This is a genomic window from Sulfitobacter sediminis (genome assembly GCF_040811725.1).
GTDB lineage: Bacteria > Pseudomonadota > Alphaproteobacteria > Rhodobacterales > Rhodobacteraceae > Sulfitobacter > Sulfitobacter sediminis.
On the sequence record NZ_JBFNXX010000015.1, the window covers coordinates 17370 to 35967 of the forward strand.

An 18598-nucleotide genomic window follows, 5' to 3' on the forward strand; every position below is an offset into this window, starting at 1 on the left:
GGCTTGCGCTTGCGTTGACCTTTGTTGCCTCCATCGGCCATGCCGCCGACGTCAGGCTGACCGGCGTCGCGCAGGACAGCCCGCTCTACGAGACGTTGCGCGGTGGCTCCCTGCTGGTCGAGCAGGCGGCGGCAGAAACCCAGCCGTCGACACAGGAACTGGTGTCGGCGGCGCAGGCAGACTACGAGCGGCTGCTCTCTGTCCTCTATGACAACGGGTATTATGGCCCGGTCATCAAGATCACGCTCGATGGCATAGATGCCGCAGCGATCCCCCCGGTGCAGCCGCCCCGGCGCATCGACCGCGCGGTCATTGCTGTCGATCCCGGGCCGCTCTTCCGCTTCGGCCGGGCCGAGATCGCGCCGCTTGCCCCGGCTACAGAACTGCCCGCTGGCTTTGCGCGAGGCGAAACAGCGCGCCTTGGCGTGCTGAAGGACACGGTCGAGGCGGGTGTCGATGGCTGGCGCGCGGTGGGCCATGCCAAGGCGGAACTGGCGAGCCAGGAACTGACCGCGCGGCACGTGGACCGGACGATCAACGCGCGCCTGCGCCTTGCGCCGGGACCGAAACTGCGCTTCGGTGTGCTTTCGGTGAAAGGCAACAGTGCCGTGCGCACCAAACGCATTCTCGACATTGCCGGACTGCCCACCGGGCAAACCTATTCACCGCAGGAACTGCGACTGGCGGCGCAGCGCCTCCGGCGCACCGGGGCGTTCAACTCGGTGGCCCTTCTCGAGGCAGAGCGCATCGGGCCAAACGACACCCTGCCGATCACCTTGCAGGTGACGGAAGCGCCGCCGCGCCGCTTTGGTTTCGGGGCGGAGCTTGGATCGCTCGAAGGGCTCACGCTGAGCGCTTTCTGGTTGCACCGCAACCTGCTGGGCGGGGCCGAACGGCTGCGCTTTGATGCCGAGATCAAGGGGATCGGCGGCAATTCAGGCGGAGAGGACTATCGCCTGGGCGTCCGGTTCGAGAGGCCTGCAACCTTCAACGAGGACACGGATTTCTACGCGCTGGCCGGGATCGAGCAACTTGACGAGGTGAACTTCTTTTCACGGCAGGCGGCCATCGGGGCGGGTATCAAACGGTACGCCAACGAAAACCGTACGTATACACTGGGCCTTGGCCTGCGCCGGGCCGAGACGCGGGATGCCTTTGGCGAGAACCGTTTCACTCTTTTCACCCTGCCGCTGGGCGCGACCTTCGACTATCGAGATAACGACCTGAACCCGAAAACGGGCTTCTACGTGAACGCGAGCCTTACCCCCTTCCTTGCGGTGAGCGGCTCCGACAACGGCCTGCGCAGCTACGTCGATACGCGTTTCTATCGCACGTTCGGCACGGCACGGCCCGTCACGCTGGCGCTGCGTGGCCAGCTGGGGTCGGTCTACGGACCTGATCTGAGCGTGGCACCCGCCGATTACCTCTTCTATTCCGGTGGGGGCGGCACCGTTCGCGGCCAGCCTTACCAGGCGCTCGGCGTCGATCTGGGCGGCGGCAACGTCGTGGGCGGGCGCAGTTTCCTGGGCGTCTCGGCAGAGGCACGGGTGGAAGTGACCAAGACGATCGGTCTCGTCGGCTTTCTTGACGGCGGCTACGTCGGCTCTGAGGCATTCTACGATGGCTCGGGCGAATGGCATTCCGGCGCGGGCATCGGGCTGCGCTATAACACCGGGATCGGGCCAATCCGGCTTGACGTGGCGGTGCCAACTTCTGGGCCGGACACAGACGAGAACTTCCAAGTTTATATCGGTATCGGGCAGGCCTTCTGATGCGGTTTCTCGGACATATCATTGCGGTTCTCGGTATCTACCTGATGTCATGGACTACTGTCGCGGCGCAGGAAGACGACAAGGGCTTCCTGACCCGGAAGCTTCAGGAATTGCTGAGCGGGGCAGGACGAACGGTAAGCATCGACGGGTTCGAGGGCGCGCTGAGCTCATCCGCGTCGCTCGACCGGATGACGATCTCGGACGACGAGGGCATCTGGCTGTCGCTGGAAGAGGTGGTGCTGGAATGGAACCGTTCGGCGCTGCTGCGCGGGCGTCTCGAAGTGCAAAGCCTCACCGCGCAGCGGCTCGACATTGACCGCCTGCCTGCCGCGCAGGACGACGCGATGCCCGATGCGGAGGCCGCGCCCTTCAGTCTCCCGGAGCTGCCGGTGGCGATCCAGGTCGCGCAGTTCTCGGTGGCCGAGATCAACCTTGGGGCACCGATCCTCGGCGAGGCCGCGCAATTGACGGTTTCCGCCGCCGCCGCGCTCAACGACACGCTGGGCGACATCGACCTGCAAGCGCGTCGGACGGACGCAAAACGGGGTGAATTCGTCATACGCGCCAATTTCGAACGCAGCGACAGCATCCTCGACCTTCTTTTGCGCCTGAGCGAGGGCGAGGGCGGATTGGCCGCGCGCATTCTCGGCATCCCCGGTCAGCCCGACGTGGACCTTGCCGTCGAAGGCAGCGGCCCGCTTGACGATTTCACCGCCGATGTGTCGGTCAGGACCAAGGGACAGGACCGGCTTGCGGGGCAGGTGACCCTCGGGACCCAGGCGGTACGGGGCGCCTCGACAGGGCCGGACAGGCGTGTGCAGGCCGATATCGGTGGAGACATCACCGCCCTTCTGGCGCCACGATACCGGGAATTCTTTGGCGAAGATCTGCGCATACGGGTCGATGCGGTCCTCGAAAGCAGCGGGGTCATCGAGGTCAGCGATTTCGCCCTGACGGCCCAGGCAGCGGAACTGGCCGGCAAGATCACCCTGAACCAGGACCGCTGGCCAAGCCTGATCGACATCAGCGGTCAGATCGCCAATCCGGACGGTACGTCGATCCTGCTGCCGGTGGGCGGCGCGGGGACCACGGTCGAAACGGTCACGCTCAGGATCGACTACGATGCGGCGGGGGGCGATGCGATAGACGCCGGATTCGACATCGCTGGTCTTGCGATGACAGGCGTCGCAGTAGGCCGGACCCGGCTGGCGCTTAATGGTACGCTTGTCGGAAACGTCGGTGGCGTCGGCGCGTTCAACGGCGACGTCACCTTTGCGGCGGACGGTCTGGCACTGTCCGATCCGGGCTTGGCGCAGGCCCTGGGCGAGCGTGTCGATGGTCGGGCTTCCATCGCCTATCTCGAGGACCGCCCGGTCGAGATTTCCGGCCTGCGCCTCTCCGGTGCCGATTACGCGCTGACGGGGCAGGCGATCATCGACGGAATCGCGACAGGTCTTGTCACCCAGGTCGAGACGACGCTCGATGCACAGGACCTGCAGCGCTTCGCGGCGCTGGCCGGACGGGATCTGTCGGGGGCTGCCCGGCTGTCTCTGTCGGGTCAGGTCACGCCGCTGAGCGGGCAGTTCGACCTCGAGATTGCGGGCCGCACAGACGATCTGGCCCTTGGCATCGCTCAGGCCGATGCGGTCCTGGCGGGCCGGACAGATCTGAGCCTCGCCGCGCGGCGCGACGAGAATGGCACATTTCTGCGGGACCTGATCCTGCAGAACGACGCGCTGGACCTGACCGGCGCGGCGGAACTGCGGAGCGGCAACAGCCGTGCGGAGGCGCGGTTCAGGCTTGCGGATGTCGGTCTTGTGGTTCCGCAATACGAGGGGCCTGTGACGGTCAGGGCGACTGCAACGCAGGATGTCGCAGGCTGGCGCATCGACGCCGCCAGCGACGGACCCTACGGCGCGTCCCTGACCGCCGAGGGCCTTGCGACGGGGCCCGACGCCCTGTTGCGGTTCACTGCGGATATCCCGAACGTGCAACCCTTCGCGGATCAGATCGAGGGGCCGGTGCGGGCAGAGGGCACGCTGCGCCAGACACCTGAGGGTTGGCGGATCGACACCGACGCCACCGGTCCCTATGCGCTCAGCGCGGGGGTCGAGGGGCTTGTTGCGCCAGCGCTCGACGTGAATTTCGAGGTGGCGCTGCCCAACCTGCAGCCGCTGGTCCCGCAGGTGAACGGTCCGCTGAACGCCACCGGCACGCTGCGCCAGACGGAACGTGGCTTTGTCATCGATACGCGGGCGCAGGGGCCCTATGGTGCCGTGGCAGAGGTCGAGGGACTGGCGACGGGACCGGACATGCAGCTGACCTTCGATCTCTCGGTACCGAACGTCCGTCCCCTGGCCCCGGGTGTCTCGGGCCCGCTGGATGCACAGGGCGTGCTGCGGCAGACGCCGGACGGGATTGCCGTCACGGCCAATGCCTCCGGCCCCTATTCCGCGCTGGCCTCGGTTGACGGGGTGGTGACAGGGCCTGCTGCGAACGTCGATTTCTCCTTCGAGATGCCCAACATCGGGGCCTTCGTGGATAGGGTGAATGGCCCCCTGCAAGTGCTTGGTAACGTGCAAAAACAAGGAAACGCCTGGCGGCTTGAGACCGATGTCACCGGACCGTCCGGCACGCAGGCGCGCGCGTCGGGTCTGGTCAATGCCGATGGTACGCTGGCCCTCGACGTGAACGGGTCAGCGCCGCTCGGGCTGAGCCGTCCGTTCCTTGCGCCACGTGATCTGCAGGGTCAGGCGCAGTTCGACCTGAGCATCAACGGACCTGCGGCGCTCTCCTCTGTTTCGGGCACGATACGCACCGCAGATGCAACCTTCAGCGCGCCGAACCTGCGACTGGCGTTGCAGGGGATTTCCGCGGATGTCGACATTGCCAATAGCCGCGTCCAATTGGACGTGCGGGGGCAGGCGACAAACGGCGGCACCATGGCCGCGAGCGGGACGATCTCGCTGACACCCTCGTTGCCTGCGGACATCCGGATCGGCCTCGACAACCTCGTGCTGATCGACCCGAAGCTTTACCGGACCTCGGTCAGCGGCGATCTGAGTCTTGCCGGCCCTCTCACGGGTGGCGCGCGTATCAGCGGGCAGGTCGATGTGGGAGAAACGACAGTCAACGTGCCGTCGACCGGGATCACCAACATCGGGGATATTCCGCCGATCACCCATATCAATGCTCCCGCAGATGTCATCGCCACGCGCAGCAAAGCGGGCCTCGACAGTGCGGCGGCGGGGGATGATCCGACTGCAAACGGTTCGGGCGGATTTGGTCTGAACCTGCGGGTGAATGCGCCGAACCGCATCTTCGTACGGGGCCGGGGCCTTGATGCCGAACTTGGTGGGGCGCTGACGCTCACCGGCACCACCCGCCGCATCATCTCGGCCGGTCGGTTCTCGCTCTTGCGTGGTCGGCTGGATATCCTCGGCCAGCGGTTCGACCTTATTGAAGGGTCGATCCAGTTCCAGGGCGATCTGCTGCCTTTCATCCGTTTCGTCTCGGCCACGAATACTGCAACAGGTGAAGTGCGCGTGATTGTCGAGGGGCCGGCGGATGCGCCCGAGGTACGCTTTGAGTCCACGCCGGAGGCACCGCAGGACGAGGTTCTGGCCCAGCTTCTGTTCGGGCGGAAGATATCCGAAATCTCACCCTTCCAGGCGCTGCAGCTTGCGAACGCTGTCGCGACCCTGGCCGGTCGCGGCGGGGTCAGTGTGATTTCGAACCTCCGCGAGGGCTTTGGCCTGGACGATCTTGACGTTACGACGACCGAAAGTGGCGCGACCGCCGTCCGTGCGGGCAAATACATCTCCGAAAACGTCTACACCGACGTGACCGCCGCGTCAGATGGCACGGGTGAGGTGTCGCTCAACCTCGACATCACCTCGAACCTCAAGGGGAAGGCAACGCTCGGATCGGATGGAAACAGCGGAATCGGTATTTTCTTTGAGAAGGACTACTGAGGGGCGCTGCCTTATTTCGGCGCAAACGTCCCGAAACGGCCCTGGTCGAACAGCAGGCCCGCCCCCTGCCCGGGACGTTCGGAGGCATGCATGATCTGGCCAACGATCATCGAATGATCCCCCGCCGGGTGCACCGCGTAGCGCGTGCAGTGGAACGCGGCGAGGCAACCCGTCAGTTGCGGCGCGCCGTCCGGACCTTCGGTCCAGCCGAATTCCGAGAAGTCGTGTCCCTGTCCTGCGAAATGATTGGCCAGATCCGCCTGATCCTCGGCAAGGATGTGGATGCAGTAATGCCGTGCCTCTGCGAAGGCATTGTGCCGCTTTGATCGCAAGGCGGCTGACCAAAGGACAAGAGGCGGCTCCAGCGAGACGGAGGAAAAGGAATTTGCCGTCATGCCCAGCGGGCCCTGCGCCGTCTGGGTCGTGATCACCGTCACACCCGTACCGAAACGCCCGAAGGCGCTGCGCAACGCCCGGCCGTCAGAAGGCTCAAAGGAGATCATGCCATTGTCCATCGCGTCCTGCGGTGACACGGCGGTCCTGATTTGTCCATAGATGCCCATCGAGCAGCCCTTTTCCTGCAGATGCGCCCACGACCCTGACGGGCGCGGGCGCTTTGCCTTGGGGCTCTACATAAGTCGCGATCGGGTCAGGAACAGGTCCCGATCACGGCGATTATGTGCTTTTCTGCGGCAAATCGCCTATTTGCGGTTCATCCGGTTCTCGATGAGATCGTCCACCACGGCCGGTTCGGCCAGTGTCGAGGTATCGCCAAGCGCGCCGAAATCATCCTCGGCGATCTTGCGCAGGATGCGGCGCATGATCTTGCCCGAGCGGGTCTTGGGCAGTCCCGGCGCCCATTGGATCAGGTCGGGCGAGGCGATGGGGCCGATCTCGGAGCGGACCCAGTTGCGCAGCTCGGTGCGCAGCTCGTCCGAAGGTTCCTGGCCGCCCATCAGGGTGACATAGCAATAGATGCCCTGTCCCTTGATGGCGTGCGGATAGCCGACGACCGCGGCCTCGGCCACCTTTTCGTGGGCGACAAGCGCGCTTTCGACCTCGGCCGTTCCCATGCGGTGGCCGGAGACGTTGATCACGTCGTCAACGCGCCCGGTGATCCAGTAATCGCCGTCCGCGTCCCGCTTGCAGCCGTCGCCGGTGAAGTAGTAGCCGGGATAATCCGCGAAATAGGTCTTTTCGAACCGTTCATGATCGCCCCAGACGGTGCGCATCTGTCCGGGCCAGCTGTCGGCGATGACCAGCACGCCTTCGGCCGGGTTGCTGGTCAATTCCTCGGCGCTGGTAGGTTCCAGCACCTTTGGCTGAATGCCAAAGAAGGGCTTCATCGCCGCACCGGGTTTCATCGCATGCGCGCCGGGCAGGGGGGTCATCAGGTGGCCGCCGGTCTCGGTCTGCCACCAGGTGTCCACGATGGGGCAGCGCCCGCCGCCGACGACATTGTTGTACCAGTTCCAGGCCTCGGGGTTGATCGGCTCACCGACGGTGCCCAGCACCTTAAGACTGGAAAGGTCGCACTTGGTGACAAAGTCGTTGCCCTGGCCCATCAGCGCGCGGATGGCCGTCGGAGCGGTATAGAATTGGTTCACCTTGTGCTTTTCGCAAACCTGCCAGAAGCGCGAGGCATCGGGGTAGGTCGGCACGCCTTCGAACATCAGGGTGGTGGCGCCATTGGCCAGCGGCCCGTAGACGATGTAGCTGTGGCCCGTCACCCAGCCCACGTCCGCCGTGCACCAGTAGATATCGCCGTCGTGGTAATCGAAGGTGATCTCATGCGTCATCGCCGCATAGACGAGGTAGCCGCCGGTGGTGTGTACAACGCCCTTGGGCTTGCCGGTGGAGCCTGAGGTGTAGAGGATGAAGAGCGGGTCCTCGGCGTCCATGGCTTCGGGTGGGCAGTCGTCGGAGACCTTTTCAAGCTCTTCGTGCAGCCAGAAATCCAGATCGCCACGCCAGGCGACCTGCTGGCCGGTGCGCTGTACGACAAGGCATTTCACTTCGTCGAAATCGTTCAGGAGCGCCTTGTTGACGTTGTCCTTGAGGTTCGTGACCCGCCCGCCGCGCGGCGCGCCGTCCGAGGTGATCACCAGCTTGGCATCGCAACCATCCACCCGCGCCCCAAGGGCGTCGGGCGAGAAGCCTGCGAAAACGATGGAATGAATGGCCCCGATCCGCGCGCAGGCCAGCATGGCATAGGCCGCTTCGGGGATCATCGGCAGGTAGATCACCACGCGGTCGCCCTTGCCGATGCCGAGATTTTTCAAAACGTTCGCCATGCGGCTCACGTTGCGGTGAAGGTCCTTGTAGGTGATGTGATGCGCCGCGTCATCGGGGCTGTCGGGCTCCCAGATGATGGCGGTCTGATCGCCGCGTGTCTCAAGATGCCGATCGATGCAGTTTGCCGCGACGTTGAGCTGACCGTCGGCATACCAGTTGATCTTGACCTTGCCGAGGGTGAAGTCGACGTCCTTGACCTGGGTGAAGGGTTTGATCCATTCCACGCGTGCGCCCTGCTCGCGCCAGAAGCCGTCGGGGTCGTCGATAGAGGCCTTGTACATTTCTTCGTAGCGGGCAGCGTTGACGTGGGCGTTCGCGGCCATTTCGTCGGATGGCGGGTAGGTCTTTGCGACAGTATCGGACATTGATCACTTCTCCCTTGGCAGTCTTTCGGCACCTCGTGCGTGCATCCACACCGGGGTGCGCCTCCTCGGGCGCGATCATAGCGTCCCTTTGAGGGAAAGAAATAAGCAACTGGGATGAGAGGGTTTCGGTGTAAAGTATTTTCCGATTGCCGATGTAATCAGTAAAATTCTTGAAATGGAAGTTAAATAATATTCTGATAAATTGAGCATTTGCAGTCAATTCCTTTGTACCCCATCGCTTTACTGCCCGGTATTTCCGAAGCGTTCTCTCCTCTTTCTGAAAGCGGCGACTGTCGTTTTCGCCCGTTGCGCGACCGGCCCCGGTCGGGTGGGGCGCCCGGGGATTTGTGATGACCGTGGCTTGGCCTCAGTCGGACAGGGTTTCTAAGCGGGCCGTCGGTTTCGCGGTGCCCAAGCGCATCTTTCGTGCGCTGCGTGTCCAAATGCCGTTTCCTTCAATTCCTAGGCCGCATCGCGTGTTTCCGGAACGATCGAATAGAAGTAACCTTGGTCTTGGAACTCTCGTTCGGGCGCGCTAGCTTAGGCCGCAAGCGCGCCGAGGAGGGCGCGCAGAAACGGGAGAAACATCAATGACCAAATTTCTGAGCGGCGCAGCCGTATGCGCCATCAGCTTTGCATTTGTCAGCGAAGCAGCCGCGACCGAATGGAACGTGTCCGTCTGGGGTAAGCGCCGCGCCTTCACCGAGCACATCGAGAAACTGGCCGAACTGGTGAGCGAAAAGACCGGTGGCGAGTTCACCATGAACATCAGCTACGGCGGCCTTTCCAAGAACACCGAAAACCTCGACGGTATTTCCATTGGTGCGTTCGAGATGGCCCAGTTCTGCGCGGGCTATCATGCGGACAAGAACCGGGTCATCACCGTGCTTGAGCTGCCGTTCCTCGGTGTCGAGAACCTCAAGCAAGAGCGCGCTGTCTCCAAGGCGGTCTATAGCCACCCGGCCGCCGCCGAGGAAATGGCTCAGTGGAATGCAAAGCTGCTGATGACCTCGCCTATGCCGCAGTACAATCTCGTTGGTACCGGCGAGCCGCGCACAACGCTGGAGGACTTCAAAGGCATGCGTGTGCGCGCGACCGGCGGTCTTGGCAAGGCATTCGAAGCGGTCGGTGGTGTGCCGACCTCTGTGACCGCAACGGAAGCCTATCAGGCCATGGAATCCGGGGTTGTCGACACGGTTGCCTTTGCCCAGCATGCGCACCTGTCCTTCGGCACCATCAATCAGGCGGACTGGTGGACGGCCAACCTGAACCCTGGCACGGTCAACTGCCCGGTGGTGGTAAACATCGACGCATACGAGAGCCTCTCGGACGAGCATCGCGCGGCGCTTGATGGCTCCATCGAGGAATCGCTGGACCATTATCTCGCCAATTACGATGAGCTTCTGAAGCGTTGGGACGCGGTTCTCGAAGAGAAGAAAGTTCAGAAGGTCGAGATTGCACCGGAAGTGCTTGAAGAATTCCGTGCTGCCGCTGCCGCGCCGGCGCGTGATGCCTGGATCGCGGACATGGAAGCGCAAGGCCTGCCGGGCCAGGAGCTCTATGACCTCGTGGTCAAGACACTGGAAGAAGCGAAGGCCGGCGGCAGCTGAGGCTGCCACGGTCCTGATGTGACCTCGCGGGGTGGGCCCCGCCCTACGAAAATGCGTAGGGCAGGGTTCACCCCGCCGCACATCCACAAGACGGGAGGGGAAATATGGCCGGTTCCGCCGCAGTGCTGGAAGACTCCAGCCTTCTGAGCAGACTTGACAAGGCATTGCTGCCGCTCGAACGGTTTGCAGCCCTCTTATCCGGGCTTGCGATCTTTTCGCTGATGTTCCTCGCCGCGTATTCGGTCACGGGACGCAAGTTCTTCGGCTCGCCGATGATGGGTTACGTCGACTACATCGAGGCAATGATGCCGATCATCGCAATCATGGGCATATCCTACGTGCAAAGGGACGGCACGCATATCCGGATGGATATGCTGGTCTCTGCCTTGAAGGGCCGGGCGCTTTGGTTCTTTGAGCTGGTTTCGGTCCTGCTCATCCTCGTTCTGATCGTCGCGCTGACCTGGGGAGCCTGGGCCCATTTCGACCGCTCGTTCGACTGCGCGCGGCCCTTGTGCAGCCGGGACAGTTCCATTGACGTGGGCCTGCCCATCTGGCCCAGCAAGCTGGTTGTGCCGATTGCTTTTGGTGTGCTGGTGCTGCGTCTGCTGCTGCAGGTGTGGGGATACGGCCGTGCACTGGTTCTGGGGCTTGAAAACCCCGTCGCCGTGCCGCTGAACCTGACCATCGAAGAACAGGCCAAGGCGGAAGCCGCCGCATTGGAGAGGGACGCCTGATGGAACCTATCGAAATCGGCCTATGGGTCTCTGGCGGCCTGCTGGTGATGGTCGTCCTGGGCATGCGGGTGGCTTTTGCGGCAGGTATGGCAGGCTTGGTCGGCCTTGTCTGGCTGCGCTGGAACGGCTTTGACTATGATCCGGCGCGTTTCTGGAAGGCGGTGGAAATCAGCGTCAAGATCGCGGGCCTGACGCCGCATTCCAAGGTGTCTGCACAGGTGCTGAGCCTGATCCCGGTGTTTATCATGATCGGCTATCTTGCCTATTATGCCAAGCTGACCACGGCATTGTTCGAGGCGTGCAAACGCTGGTTTGCCTGGGTGCCGGGCGGGCTTGCCGTTTCGACCGTCTTTTCGACCGCCGGTTTCGCGGCGGTCTCCGGGGCCTCTGTGGCGACGGCGGCGGTTTTTGCCCGCATCGCCATCCCCGAGATGCTCAAGATCGGCTACAATAAGCAGTTCGCGGCGGGTGTCGTCGCCGCCGGTGGCACGCTGGCCTCGCTCATTCCGCCCTCCGCGATCCTTGTGATCTACGCGATCATCGTGGAGCAGGACGTGGGCAAGCTTCTGCTGGCCGGATTTATTCCGGGGGCTTTCTCGGCCATCGTCTATGCAATTCTGATCATCGGCATTGCGGTCATGTTCAAATCCGTCGGCCCTGCGGTCACCGGGTTCACGTGGCGCGAGCGTTTCGTGTCGCTGCCGCCTGCGCTGCCCATCGTGGCGGTGGTCGTGATCATCATCTTCTTCGTCTACAACCCCTTCGGCGATGCCTGGGGTACACCGACAGAAGGTGGTGCCGTGGGGGCCTTCATCGTCTTCCTCATGGCCCTCTACCGCGGCATGCGCTGGGGCCAGTTGAAAGAGGCGCTGCTGGAAACAGCCAAGCTGACGGTGATGATCTTTTCGATCATCTGGGGCGTGCTGATCTACGTCCGGTTCCTGGGCTTTGCGGAGCTGCCCGAGGCGTTCGCCGACTGGATCACCTCGCTCGAGATGTCGCCGATGGTGATCCTGATCTGCATCCTGCTTGCCTATGCGGTGCTGGGAATGTTCATGGACGCGATCGGGATGCTCCTCCTCACGCTGCCGGTTGTCTACCCTGCGGTCATGGCACTGAACGGGGGCGAGTTCGTCTCGGCTGCTGACAGCGCCTTCGGCATGTCGGGTCCGATGTGCGCGATCTGGTTCGGTATCCTCGTGGTCAAGATGGCAGAGTTCTGTCTGATCACCCCGCCCATCGGGCTGAATTGCTTCGTCGTGGCAGGCGTGCGTGATGATCTTAATGTGCAGGACGTGTTCCGCGGGGTTGCACCCTTCTTTGTCGCGGACGCGGTGACCATCGCCTTGCTCGTGGCCTTCCCGGGTATCGTTCTCTGGTTGCCGTCACTCGCCGGGTGAGGGGGCGGTGGCCTCTTTCGGGGGATTGTCCTTTTCATCCCCCGACAGAAAGATGCCTACCGTGCGCAGCGGCTCGAAATTCTCGCAGATCACCTTGAAGACGACGAGGAAGGGCACGGCGACAAGCGCGCCCGGTATCCCCCAGAGCCAGCCCCAGAGGACAACTGTGAGGAAAACCGCGACCGTGTTCATCGCCAGCCTGCGGCCGACAAGCCAGGGCGTGATGAACTGGCCCTCCAGGCTGGTCAGGAAGAGATAGCCCAAGGGCGCAAGTAGCGCGTAGCCAAGGCTGTCGAAGGTGACGATGGCGAAAGCGCCCACCAGCATGCTGCCAACAAAACCGCCGATGTAGGGCAGGAAGTTGAGAAGCGCGGCCGCGATCCCCCAGACATAGGCATTGGGCATCCCGAGCGCTGCGAGATAGAGCCAGAGGGAGGCACCGAGGCTCGCGTTGATAACGGCGATCGTGAGCAGGTAGCGCGATACGCGTCGTTCAATATCGTAGACGGTGGCAAGCGCGCGTTTCTTGCCATCCATGGTGGGGAACACCTGGACCAGTTTGCGATAGAAGAGCTCTCCCGAAGAAAGCAGAAAAAAGGCGAGGACCAGCGTCACCGCGATGGTGGCGCCAACGCGGGTCACCGTGTCGAAAGCGGAATCAAGCAATCCGGGTTGTTTGACGGTCACCTCGGGTACAGTGTTCTCTCCATCGCTCAGCTTCTCGACTTCCTCGGTCGCCTCGCGCACTTCTTCCACGGCGTCTGACATGGTTCGCAGCTTGTCACGGATCTCTGCCCCCATCTGCGGCAGTTCATCGCTCCAGGCTGCGACCGTGCTCGCTGTCCCCGCGAAGATCAGCAGAATGACGAGGGCGGTCGCGCCAACAAGAGCAAAGGCGGAAACGGCGTGGGGACTGCCCATCCGGAACAGCACACGGGAGACCGGGCTGAGCATCAGTGCAAGGATGAATCCCAGCACGATGGGAAGGATCAGGTCGCGTGCGAAGTAGGCTGTCGCGAAAAGCGAGATGATCACCAGAACGCGCAGCGAGCGCTGAATGGACTGGCTGGTATCCAAGGTGACCCCCTTGCGGCGGAATGCCGCGCCTGAGGTGTTAACGCCGCGAGTGCGGCTTTGGTTTCACGGACGGCAATTTTTTGTGACATGCACGGGCGCTGACAGCCGCCTTCGCTTGTGGCCCGGGCGTCCGGACGGTGTTGCGCTTGACCGATGGATGGCTGAAAATGATGCGCAACCGATCCGTCCGGGTAGCCTTCACCGGCTGATACCGGTCATGGGTGGATCAGCCAATATCAGCACTATTCCAAGGAGCGCCCCACATGCCCGTTTTGCCCGTCATCGCGGAAAGCACTGAAGAACTGAACGAGATTTTCAAGGACCTCCATGCCCATCCCGAGATCGGTTTTCAGGAGCGGCGTACGGCAGCCGTCGTTACGCAAAAGCTGCGGGACTACGGTGTCGACGAAGTGCACACGGAGATCGCCGAAACAGGGGTCGTCGGGCTGATCAAGGGCAAGTACGACGGCGACCGCCGCATCGGGCTGCGCGCCGACATGGACGCCCTTCCGATTCACGAGGAAACCAACCTCTCCTATGCCTCGACCCATCCGGGGGTCATGCATGCATGCGGCCACGACAGCCATACCACCATGCTTCTCGGGGCGGCCAAGCACCTTGCTGCCACGCGGGATTTCGCTGGGACCGCCGTGCTGATCTTCCAGCCCGCCGAGGAGGGTCTGGGCGGTGCACGCGGCATGTTGAAGGCGGGGCTTTTCGACCGCTTTCCCTGTGACGAGATCTACGGGATGCACAATTCGCCAAACGGTCAGCCCGGCACCGTCAGCATCTGCAAGGGGGCCGCGATGGCGGGGGCGTCGTTCTTCGACATCGTGGTCAAGGGCAAGGGGAGCCATGCCGCCATGCCGCACCAGTCCCGCGATCCCCTGATGATCGCTTCGGCCCTCGTAGGCAGCCTGCAGTCGGTGGTGTCGCGCAATGTGGCACCTCTGGACACCTGCGTGCTGTCGGTGACCCAGTTGCACGCCGGGTCGGCTTACAACGTGGTCCCGGATACGGCCGAACTTGCCGGGACGATCCGCTATTTCAAGGACGAGGTCATCGCGCTGGTCGAACAACGCATGCAGGAGCTTTGCGATGGTTTCGCCAAGGCGTACGGGGTCGAAATCAGGCTCGATCTGCGTAACGTCTTTGACGTGCTGGTCAACGATGCCGCCTTGTCCGACGCCTATCTGGAGGCAGCGGCAGACGTCGTCGGGGCAGAGAACGTGACGGACAACATCGCGCCCGCCACCGGCTCCGAGGACTTCTCGGACATGCTCAAGGTCGTGCCCGGCGCCTATTGCCGCGTGGGACATACCGGGACAACCGGCCTGCACAACCCGAGCTTCTTTCTTGACCCGGATGTGCTGCCCGTGGGGGCATCGATCATGGCGCGCGTGGTCGAGCGTCGGCTGTCGACCTGAGCCCGCTCAGATGCGGTAGGAGGGCAATCCGTCCAGCGCCGCTTTCAGCGCTTCACCCCAGCCGGACGAGATGGTCTGATAGACGTCATCGTCCGCCTCGATCCGGGTGGGGCTTTTCTGGGCAAGGCTGTCGTTCTCGTAGACGTGAAAATCGAAGGGCAGGCCGACGGAGAGGTTCGATTTCACGGTCGAGTCGAAAGAGACCAGCAACAGCTTGATCGCATCCTCAAAGGGCATGTCGGCCTCGTAGGCGCGGACCAGGATCGGCTTGCCGTACTTCGTTTCGCCGATCTGAAAGAACGGCGTGTCATCCGAGATCTCGATGAAGTTGCCTTCGGGGTAGACCAGAAAGATCGTCGGCTGGCCGCCCTTGATCTGCCCGCCTACGATCACCGAGGCACTGAAGGTATCTGCCGAACTGGGGCTGCCCGGGCTGCTGTAGGAAATCACTTCGCGCAGGGTGGAGCCCACCAGCCGCGCCACCTGAAACATCGTCGGCTGCGCGAAGATGGACGGGCTTCGGTCGTCCTTGGCCTCGGTCCGTTCCTTGAGCAGGCTGATCATCGCCTGCGTGGTCGCGAGATTGCCCGCGGTCATGATCGTGATGCTGCGTTCGTTCGGAACGTTGAAGTTGAACATCTTGCGGGTGGAGGCGAAGTTGTCGACGCCCGCGTTGGTGCGGGTGTCCGACATGAACACCAGTCCGTTATTGAGGCGCATGCCGACGCAGTAGGTCATGGGAATCTACCGATAATGATCCTGCGCAGGATTACTGCTGGACCTGTAAAGATACAATCAAGCTTTCGTCTCCCGGACCCATTCGCAGGCCGGATACCGGGGCCGCATCGTGCGCATCACGCCCGGTGGCCAGCCTTACATAGCGTTCGTCCGGCGAAATACCATTTGAGACGTCAAATCCGACCCAGCCCAGGTCATCCACATGCGCCTCGGCCCAGGCATGGCTGGCGTCTTGGTCGATGCGGTCGTCCATCTGAAGATAACCGCTCACGTAGCGTACCGGAAAACCCAGATACCGGGCGGCGGCGATGAAGATATTCGCGTGGTCCTGACAGACGCCGTGACCGTGCGCGACGGCCTCTTCGGCCGTGGTTTCGGGATGCGTTTCATCGGGTGTATAGGCGACCGCGTCGAGGATCGCGGCAGAGAGCGCGTGCAGCCGGTCAAGCTGGGGCAGGGCTTTGTCCACCGAATGCGCGATTCCGCTGATCTGGGGGCCTGCCTCGGTCAGTGCCGTGGCGCGCTGGAAATGCCACAGCGGTGCGCGCCCGTAGACCCTGCCGAGGATGCCAGCCCTGTCGTGCGTCTCGACCGTGCCTTCGACCCGGATGGAAAGGGCTCGGGTGCCCTCGTCGGCGCAGATCAGGTCGACGAGATTGCCGTAGTGGTCGCTGTAACCGGTTTCGACCTTGCCGCCCTCGACGGCAAGCGACCAGTCCAGAACCTCCTGCATGACCGAGGACGCAGGCCGCAGCCGGACGCGCTGCAACGCGTAGGCAACGGGCTGGTCGTATTGGTAGGTGGTGGTGTGGGCAATTTTCAGGCGCATCTATTTGTTGAACCTGTACTGCTCTTCGATTGTCGAGCCAAGCGCCGCCAGTTCGATGATGGTCTGGGTGACGAACTCATGCAGCCCTTCCTCGAAAATCGCGTCGATGTCGCGACCCTTGATGCGCGCGCGAAATTGCCTGGCCGCCTCCTGGCTTGGCCCGCTCTCGCCGTATTCCTGGGACAACTGCTCGAGGTTTTCCTCGATCCGCTTTGCGCAGAACGCCAGGGAGCGGGGGAACCGGCGATCAAGGATCAGAAACTCGGCGATATTGGCGGCATTGTACTCGTCCTGAACCGCAAACCGGAACGACCGATGCGCCGAGACCGAGCGCAGGATCATCTCCCACTGGACATTGTCCAGCCGGCTGCCGACGAACGACGGCGAGGGCAGGAGCGCGTGGTATTTCACGTCGATGATCCGCGCCGTGCTGTCGGCGCGTTCGATAAATGTGCCAAGGCGGCAAAAGTCGTAGATGTCGTTGCGCAGCATGGTGCCGTAAAGCGCGCCGCGCACAAGCGCCGACTGGTGCCGGATCGCCTCCATCACCAGAGGCAGGTCGCGTTCGGGGATCGGGTCCTTGAGCAGATCGGTCAACAGCATCCAGGTTTCATTCACCGCCACCCAGACCTCGGTTGTGAGCGCGGTGCGCACCAGCCGTGCGTTGTCGCGCGCCTGCTTGATGATCGACAACACCGCGCTGGGGTTCGCGGGGTCGCGCAGCAGGAAATCGGTGACGCGCTGGCTGTCGTAGCCGTCGTGCCTGGCTTCATAGGCGGTTTGTTGCGCCGCTGTCACGATGATCGACCGCCAGTCGGAGGCCGGGTCAGAGGAGCGCGTCAGCGCGATGCGAAAGCCCGCCTCGATCAGGCGCGCGGTGTTCTCGGCCCGCTCGAGCCCGCGAAACATCCAGTAGAGGCCACCTGCGCTTTTGCCCAGCATATCAGCCCTCCAGCACCCAGGTGTCCTTGGTCCCGCCACCCTGGCTGGAATTGACGACCAGACTGCCTTCGGTCAACGCCACCCGTGTCAGTCCGCCGGGCGCGATGTTGATCTCGTTCGGGGCGACAAGCGCGAAGGGACGCAGATCGACATGCCGGGGCGCAAGACCAGCCTCGGTAAAGATCGGCACCGTCGAGAGGCTCAGCGTCGGCTGGGCGATGTAATTGCCGGGCCGCGCGCGCAGCTTTTCGGCGAAATCGGCCAGCTCCTGCTTGCTGGCGGCGGGGCCTACGAGCATGCCGTAACCGCCCGAGCCGTGCACCTCCTTCACCACCAATTCCGACAGGTTGTCGAGTACGTATTTCAGGCTGTCCGGTTCCGAACAGCGGTAGGTTTCGACGTTCTTCAGGATCGCCTTCTCGCCGGTGTAAAACTCCACGATATCGGGCATGTAGCTGTAGATCGCCTTGTCATCGGCGACGCCGGTCCCGGGCGCATTGGCGATGGTGATGTTGCCCGCGCGGTAGACGTCGATGATGCCGGGCACGCCCAGCATGGATTGCGGATTGAAGGTCAGGGGGTCGAGGAAATCGTCGTCCACCCGCCGGTAGATCACGTCCACGTTGCGGTACCCTCGCGTGGTGCGCACCGCGATGCGCCCGTCGACCACCCGCAGGTCATGCCCCTCGACCAGTTCGACGCCCATCTGGTCCGCGAGGAAGCTGTGTTCGAAATAGGCCGAGTTGTGAATGCCCGGGGTCAGCACCACGACAAAGGGCCTGCCCTCGCAATTGGGCGGCGCAGCCGCCTCGAGCGAGGCCCGCAGGTTCTTGGGATAATCGCTGACCCGCTTGACCTTGATCTGGCTGAAAAGCTCGGGGAACATCTTGAGCATGGTCTCGCGGTTTTCCAGCATATAGCTGACACCGGAGGGCGTGCGCGCGTTGTCCTCGAGAACGAAGAACTCCTCTTCGCCGGTGCGGACGATGTCGGTGCCGACAATATGGGTATAGACGCCGCCCGGCGGCGTGAATTCCATCATCTGGGGCAGGAAAGCGTCGTTCTCGGCGATCAGTTCTGTCGGCACGATACCCGCCTTGAGGATTTCCTGGCGGTTGTAGATGTCGTGGAGAAAGGCGTTGATGGCCCGTACCCGCTGGTCGACACCGCTTTCCAGCTTGCGCCACTCCTCATGCGACAGGATACGGGGCACCAGATCGAAAGGGATCAGGCGCTCCTCGGCATCGGCCTGGCCGTAGACATTGAAGGTGATGCCGGTACGCCGAAAGAACTGCTCGGCCTCGCGGGATTTCTGGGCAAGACGGCCGAGGTCCTGGTCTTCGAACCAGGTCCCGTAAGCTTGGTAAGGCGGCCGCACGCCCGGCGCTCCGCTCATTTCATCGAAGAAGGATGAGTTGTTTCCCATTTCGTCAGT

The 18598-nt window shown here is 62.9% G+C and carries 13 protein-coding genes; 6 read left to right on the forward strand and 7 right to left on the reverse strand.

Going from position 1 to position 18598, the window contains the following annotated elements; all coding sequences use genetic code 11:
- The first annotated feature begins 14 nt into the window (after window positions 1-14).
- Entirely contained in the window at window positions 15-1772 is a 1758-nt protein-coding gene (locus tag AB2B41_RS17315; protein WP_367879074.1) for an autotransporter assembly complex protein TamA, read from the forward strand.
- Entirely contained in the window at window positions 1772-5746 is a 3975-nt protein-coding gene (locus AB2B41_RS17320) for a translocation/assembly module TamB domain-containing protein (protein ID WP_367879075.1), read from the forward strand. The genes AB2B41_RS17315 and AB2B41_RS17320 overlap by 1 nt, the downstream gene beginning before the upstream one ends.
- A gap of 11 nt (window positions 5747-5757) precedes the next feature.
- On the opposite strand, the gene AB2B41_RS17325 is transcribed toward AB2B41_RS17320, so the two are convergent.
- Both AB2B41_RS17325 and acs read right to left on the reverse strand, forming a co-directional pair.
- The gene (locus tag AB2B41_RS17325; RefSeq protein WP_367879076.1) at window positions 5758-6309 is read right to left on the reverse strand and encodes a flavin reductase family protein; all 552 of its coding nucleotides are present in this window, start codon (window positions 6307-6309) and stop codon (window positions 5758-5760) included.
- Window positions 6310-6447: 138 nt separating this feature from the next.
- Entirely contained in the window at window positions 6448-8406 is a 1959-nt protein-coding gene (acs, locus tag AB2B41_RS17330; RefSeq protein WP_367879077.1) for an acetate--CoA ligase, read from the reverse strand.
- Between the two features lie 590 nt (window positions 8407-8996).
- Here acs and AB2B41_RS17335 point away from each other — a divergent pair.
- The 3 genes from AB2B41_RS17335 to AB2B41_RS17345 all read left to right on the forward strand — a co-directional run bounded on the left by AB2B41_RS17335 (window position 8997) and on the right by AB2B41_RS17345 (window position 12150).
- Window positions 8997-10016 carry a C4-dicarboxylate TRAP transporter substrate-binding protein gene (locus AB2B41_RS17335; protein WP_367879078.1) on the forward strand — a complete coding sequence of 340 codons (1020 nt, stop codon included), beginning with the start codon at window positions 8997-8999 and terminating at the stop codon, window positions 10014-10016.
- Between the two features lie 104 nt (window positions 10017-10120).
- Entirely contained in the window at window positions 10121-10750 is a 630-nt protein-coding gene (locus AB2B41_RS17340; RefSeq protein ID WP_367879079.1) for a TRAP transporter small permease subunit, read from the forward strand.
- Complete coding sequence (locus AB2B41_RS17345) at window positions 10750-12150, forward strand: TRAP transporter large permease (protein ID WP_367879080.1); 1401 nt, start codon at window positions 10750-10752, stop codon at window positions 12148-12150. The genes AB2B41_RS17340 and AB2B41_RS17345 overlap by 1 nt, the downstream gene beginning before the upstream one ends.
- On the opposite strand, the gene AB2B41_RS17350 is transcribed toward AB2B41_RS17345, so the two are convergent.
- The gene (locus AB2B41_RS17350) at window positions 12136-13227 is read right to left on the reverse strand and encodes an AI-2E family transporter (RefSeq protein WP_367879081.1); all 1092 of its coding nucleotides are present in this window, start codon (window positions 13225-13227) and stop codon (window positions 12136-12138) included. The genes AB2B41_RS17345 and AB2B41_RS17350 overlap by 15 nt on opposite strands.
- Window positions 13228-13490: 263 nt before the next feature.
- Between AB2B41_RS17350 and AB2B41_RS17355 the strand changes: the two genes are divergently transcribed.
- Window positions 13491-14654, forward strand: coding sequence for a M20 aminoacylase family protein (locus AB2B41_RS17355; RefSeq protein WP_367879082.1), 1164 nt, complete (start codon window positions 13491-13493; stop codon window positions 14652-14654).
- A gap of 6 nt (window positions 14655-14660) precedes the next feature.
- Here AB2B41_RS17355 and AB2B41_RS17360 read toward each other — a convergent pair whose 3' ends face one another.
- Genes AB2B41_RS17360 through AB2B41_RS17375 form a run of 4 tightly spaced genes read right to left on the reverse strand, consistent with a single transcriptional unit; the run spans window position 14661 to window position 18589 of the window.
- Complete coding sequence (locus AB2B41_RS17360) at window positions 14661-15392, reverse strand: proteasome-type protease (RefSeq protein WP_367879083.1); 732 nt, start codon at window positions 15390-15392, stop codon at window positions 14661-14663.
- A 31-nt stretch (window positions 15393-15423) separates the two neighbouring features.
- A complete protein-coding gene (locus AB2B41_RS17365; RefSeq protein WP_367879084.1) occupies window positions 15424-16221 on the reverse strand; it encodes a transglutaminase family protein in 798 nt (265 codons plus the stop codon).
- On the reverse strand, window positions 16222-17163 hold the full coding sequence (locus AB2B41_RS17370) for an alpha-E domain-containing protein (protein WP_367879085.1): 942 nt from the start codon (window positions 17161-17163) through the stop codon (window positions 16222-16224).
- Window position 17164: 1 nt separating this feature from the next.
- A complete protein-coding gene (locus AB2B41_RS17375; RefSeq protein WP_367879086.1) occupies window positions 17165-18589 on the reverse strand; it encodes a circularly permuted type 2 ATP-grasp protein in 1425 nt (474 codons plus the stop codon).
- Window positions 18590-18598: the final 9 nt, after the last annotated feature.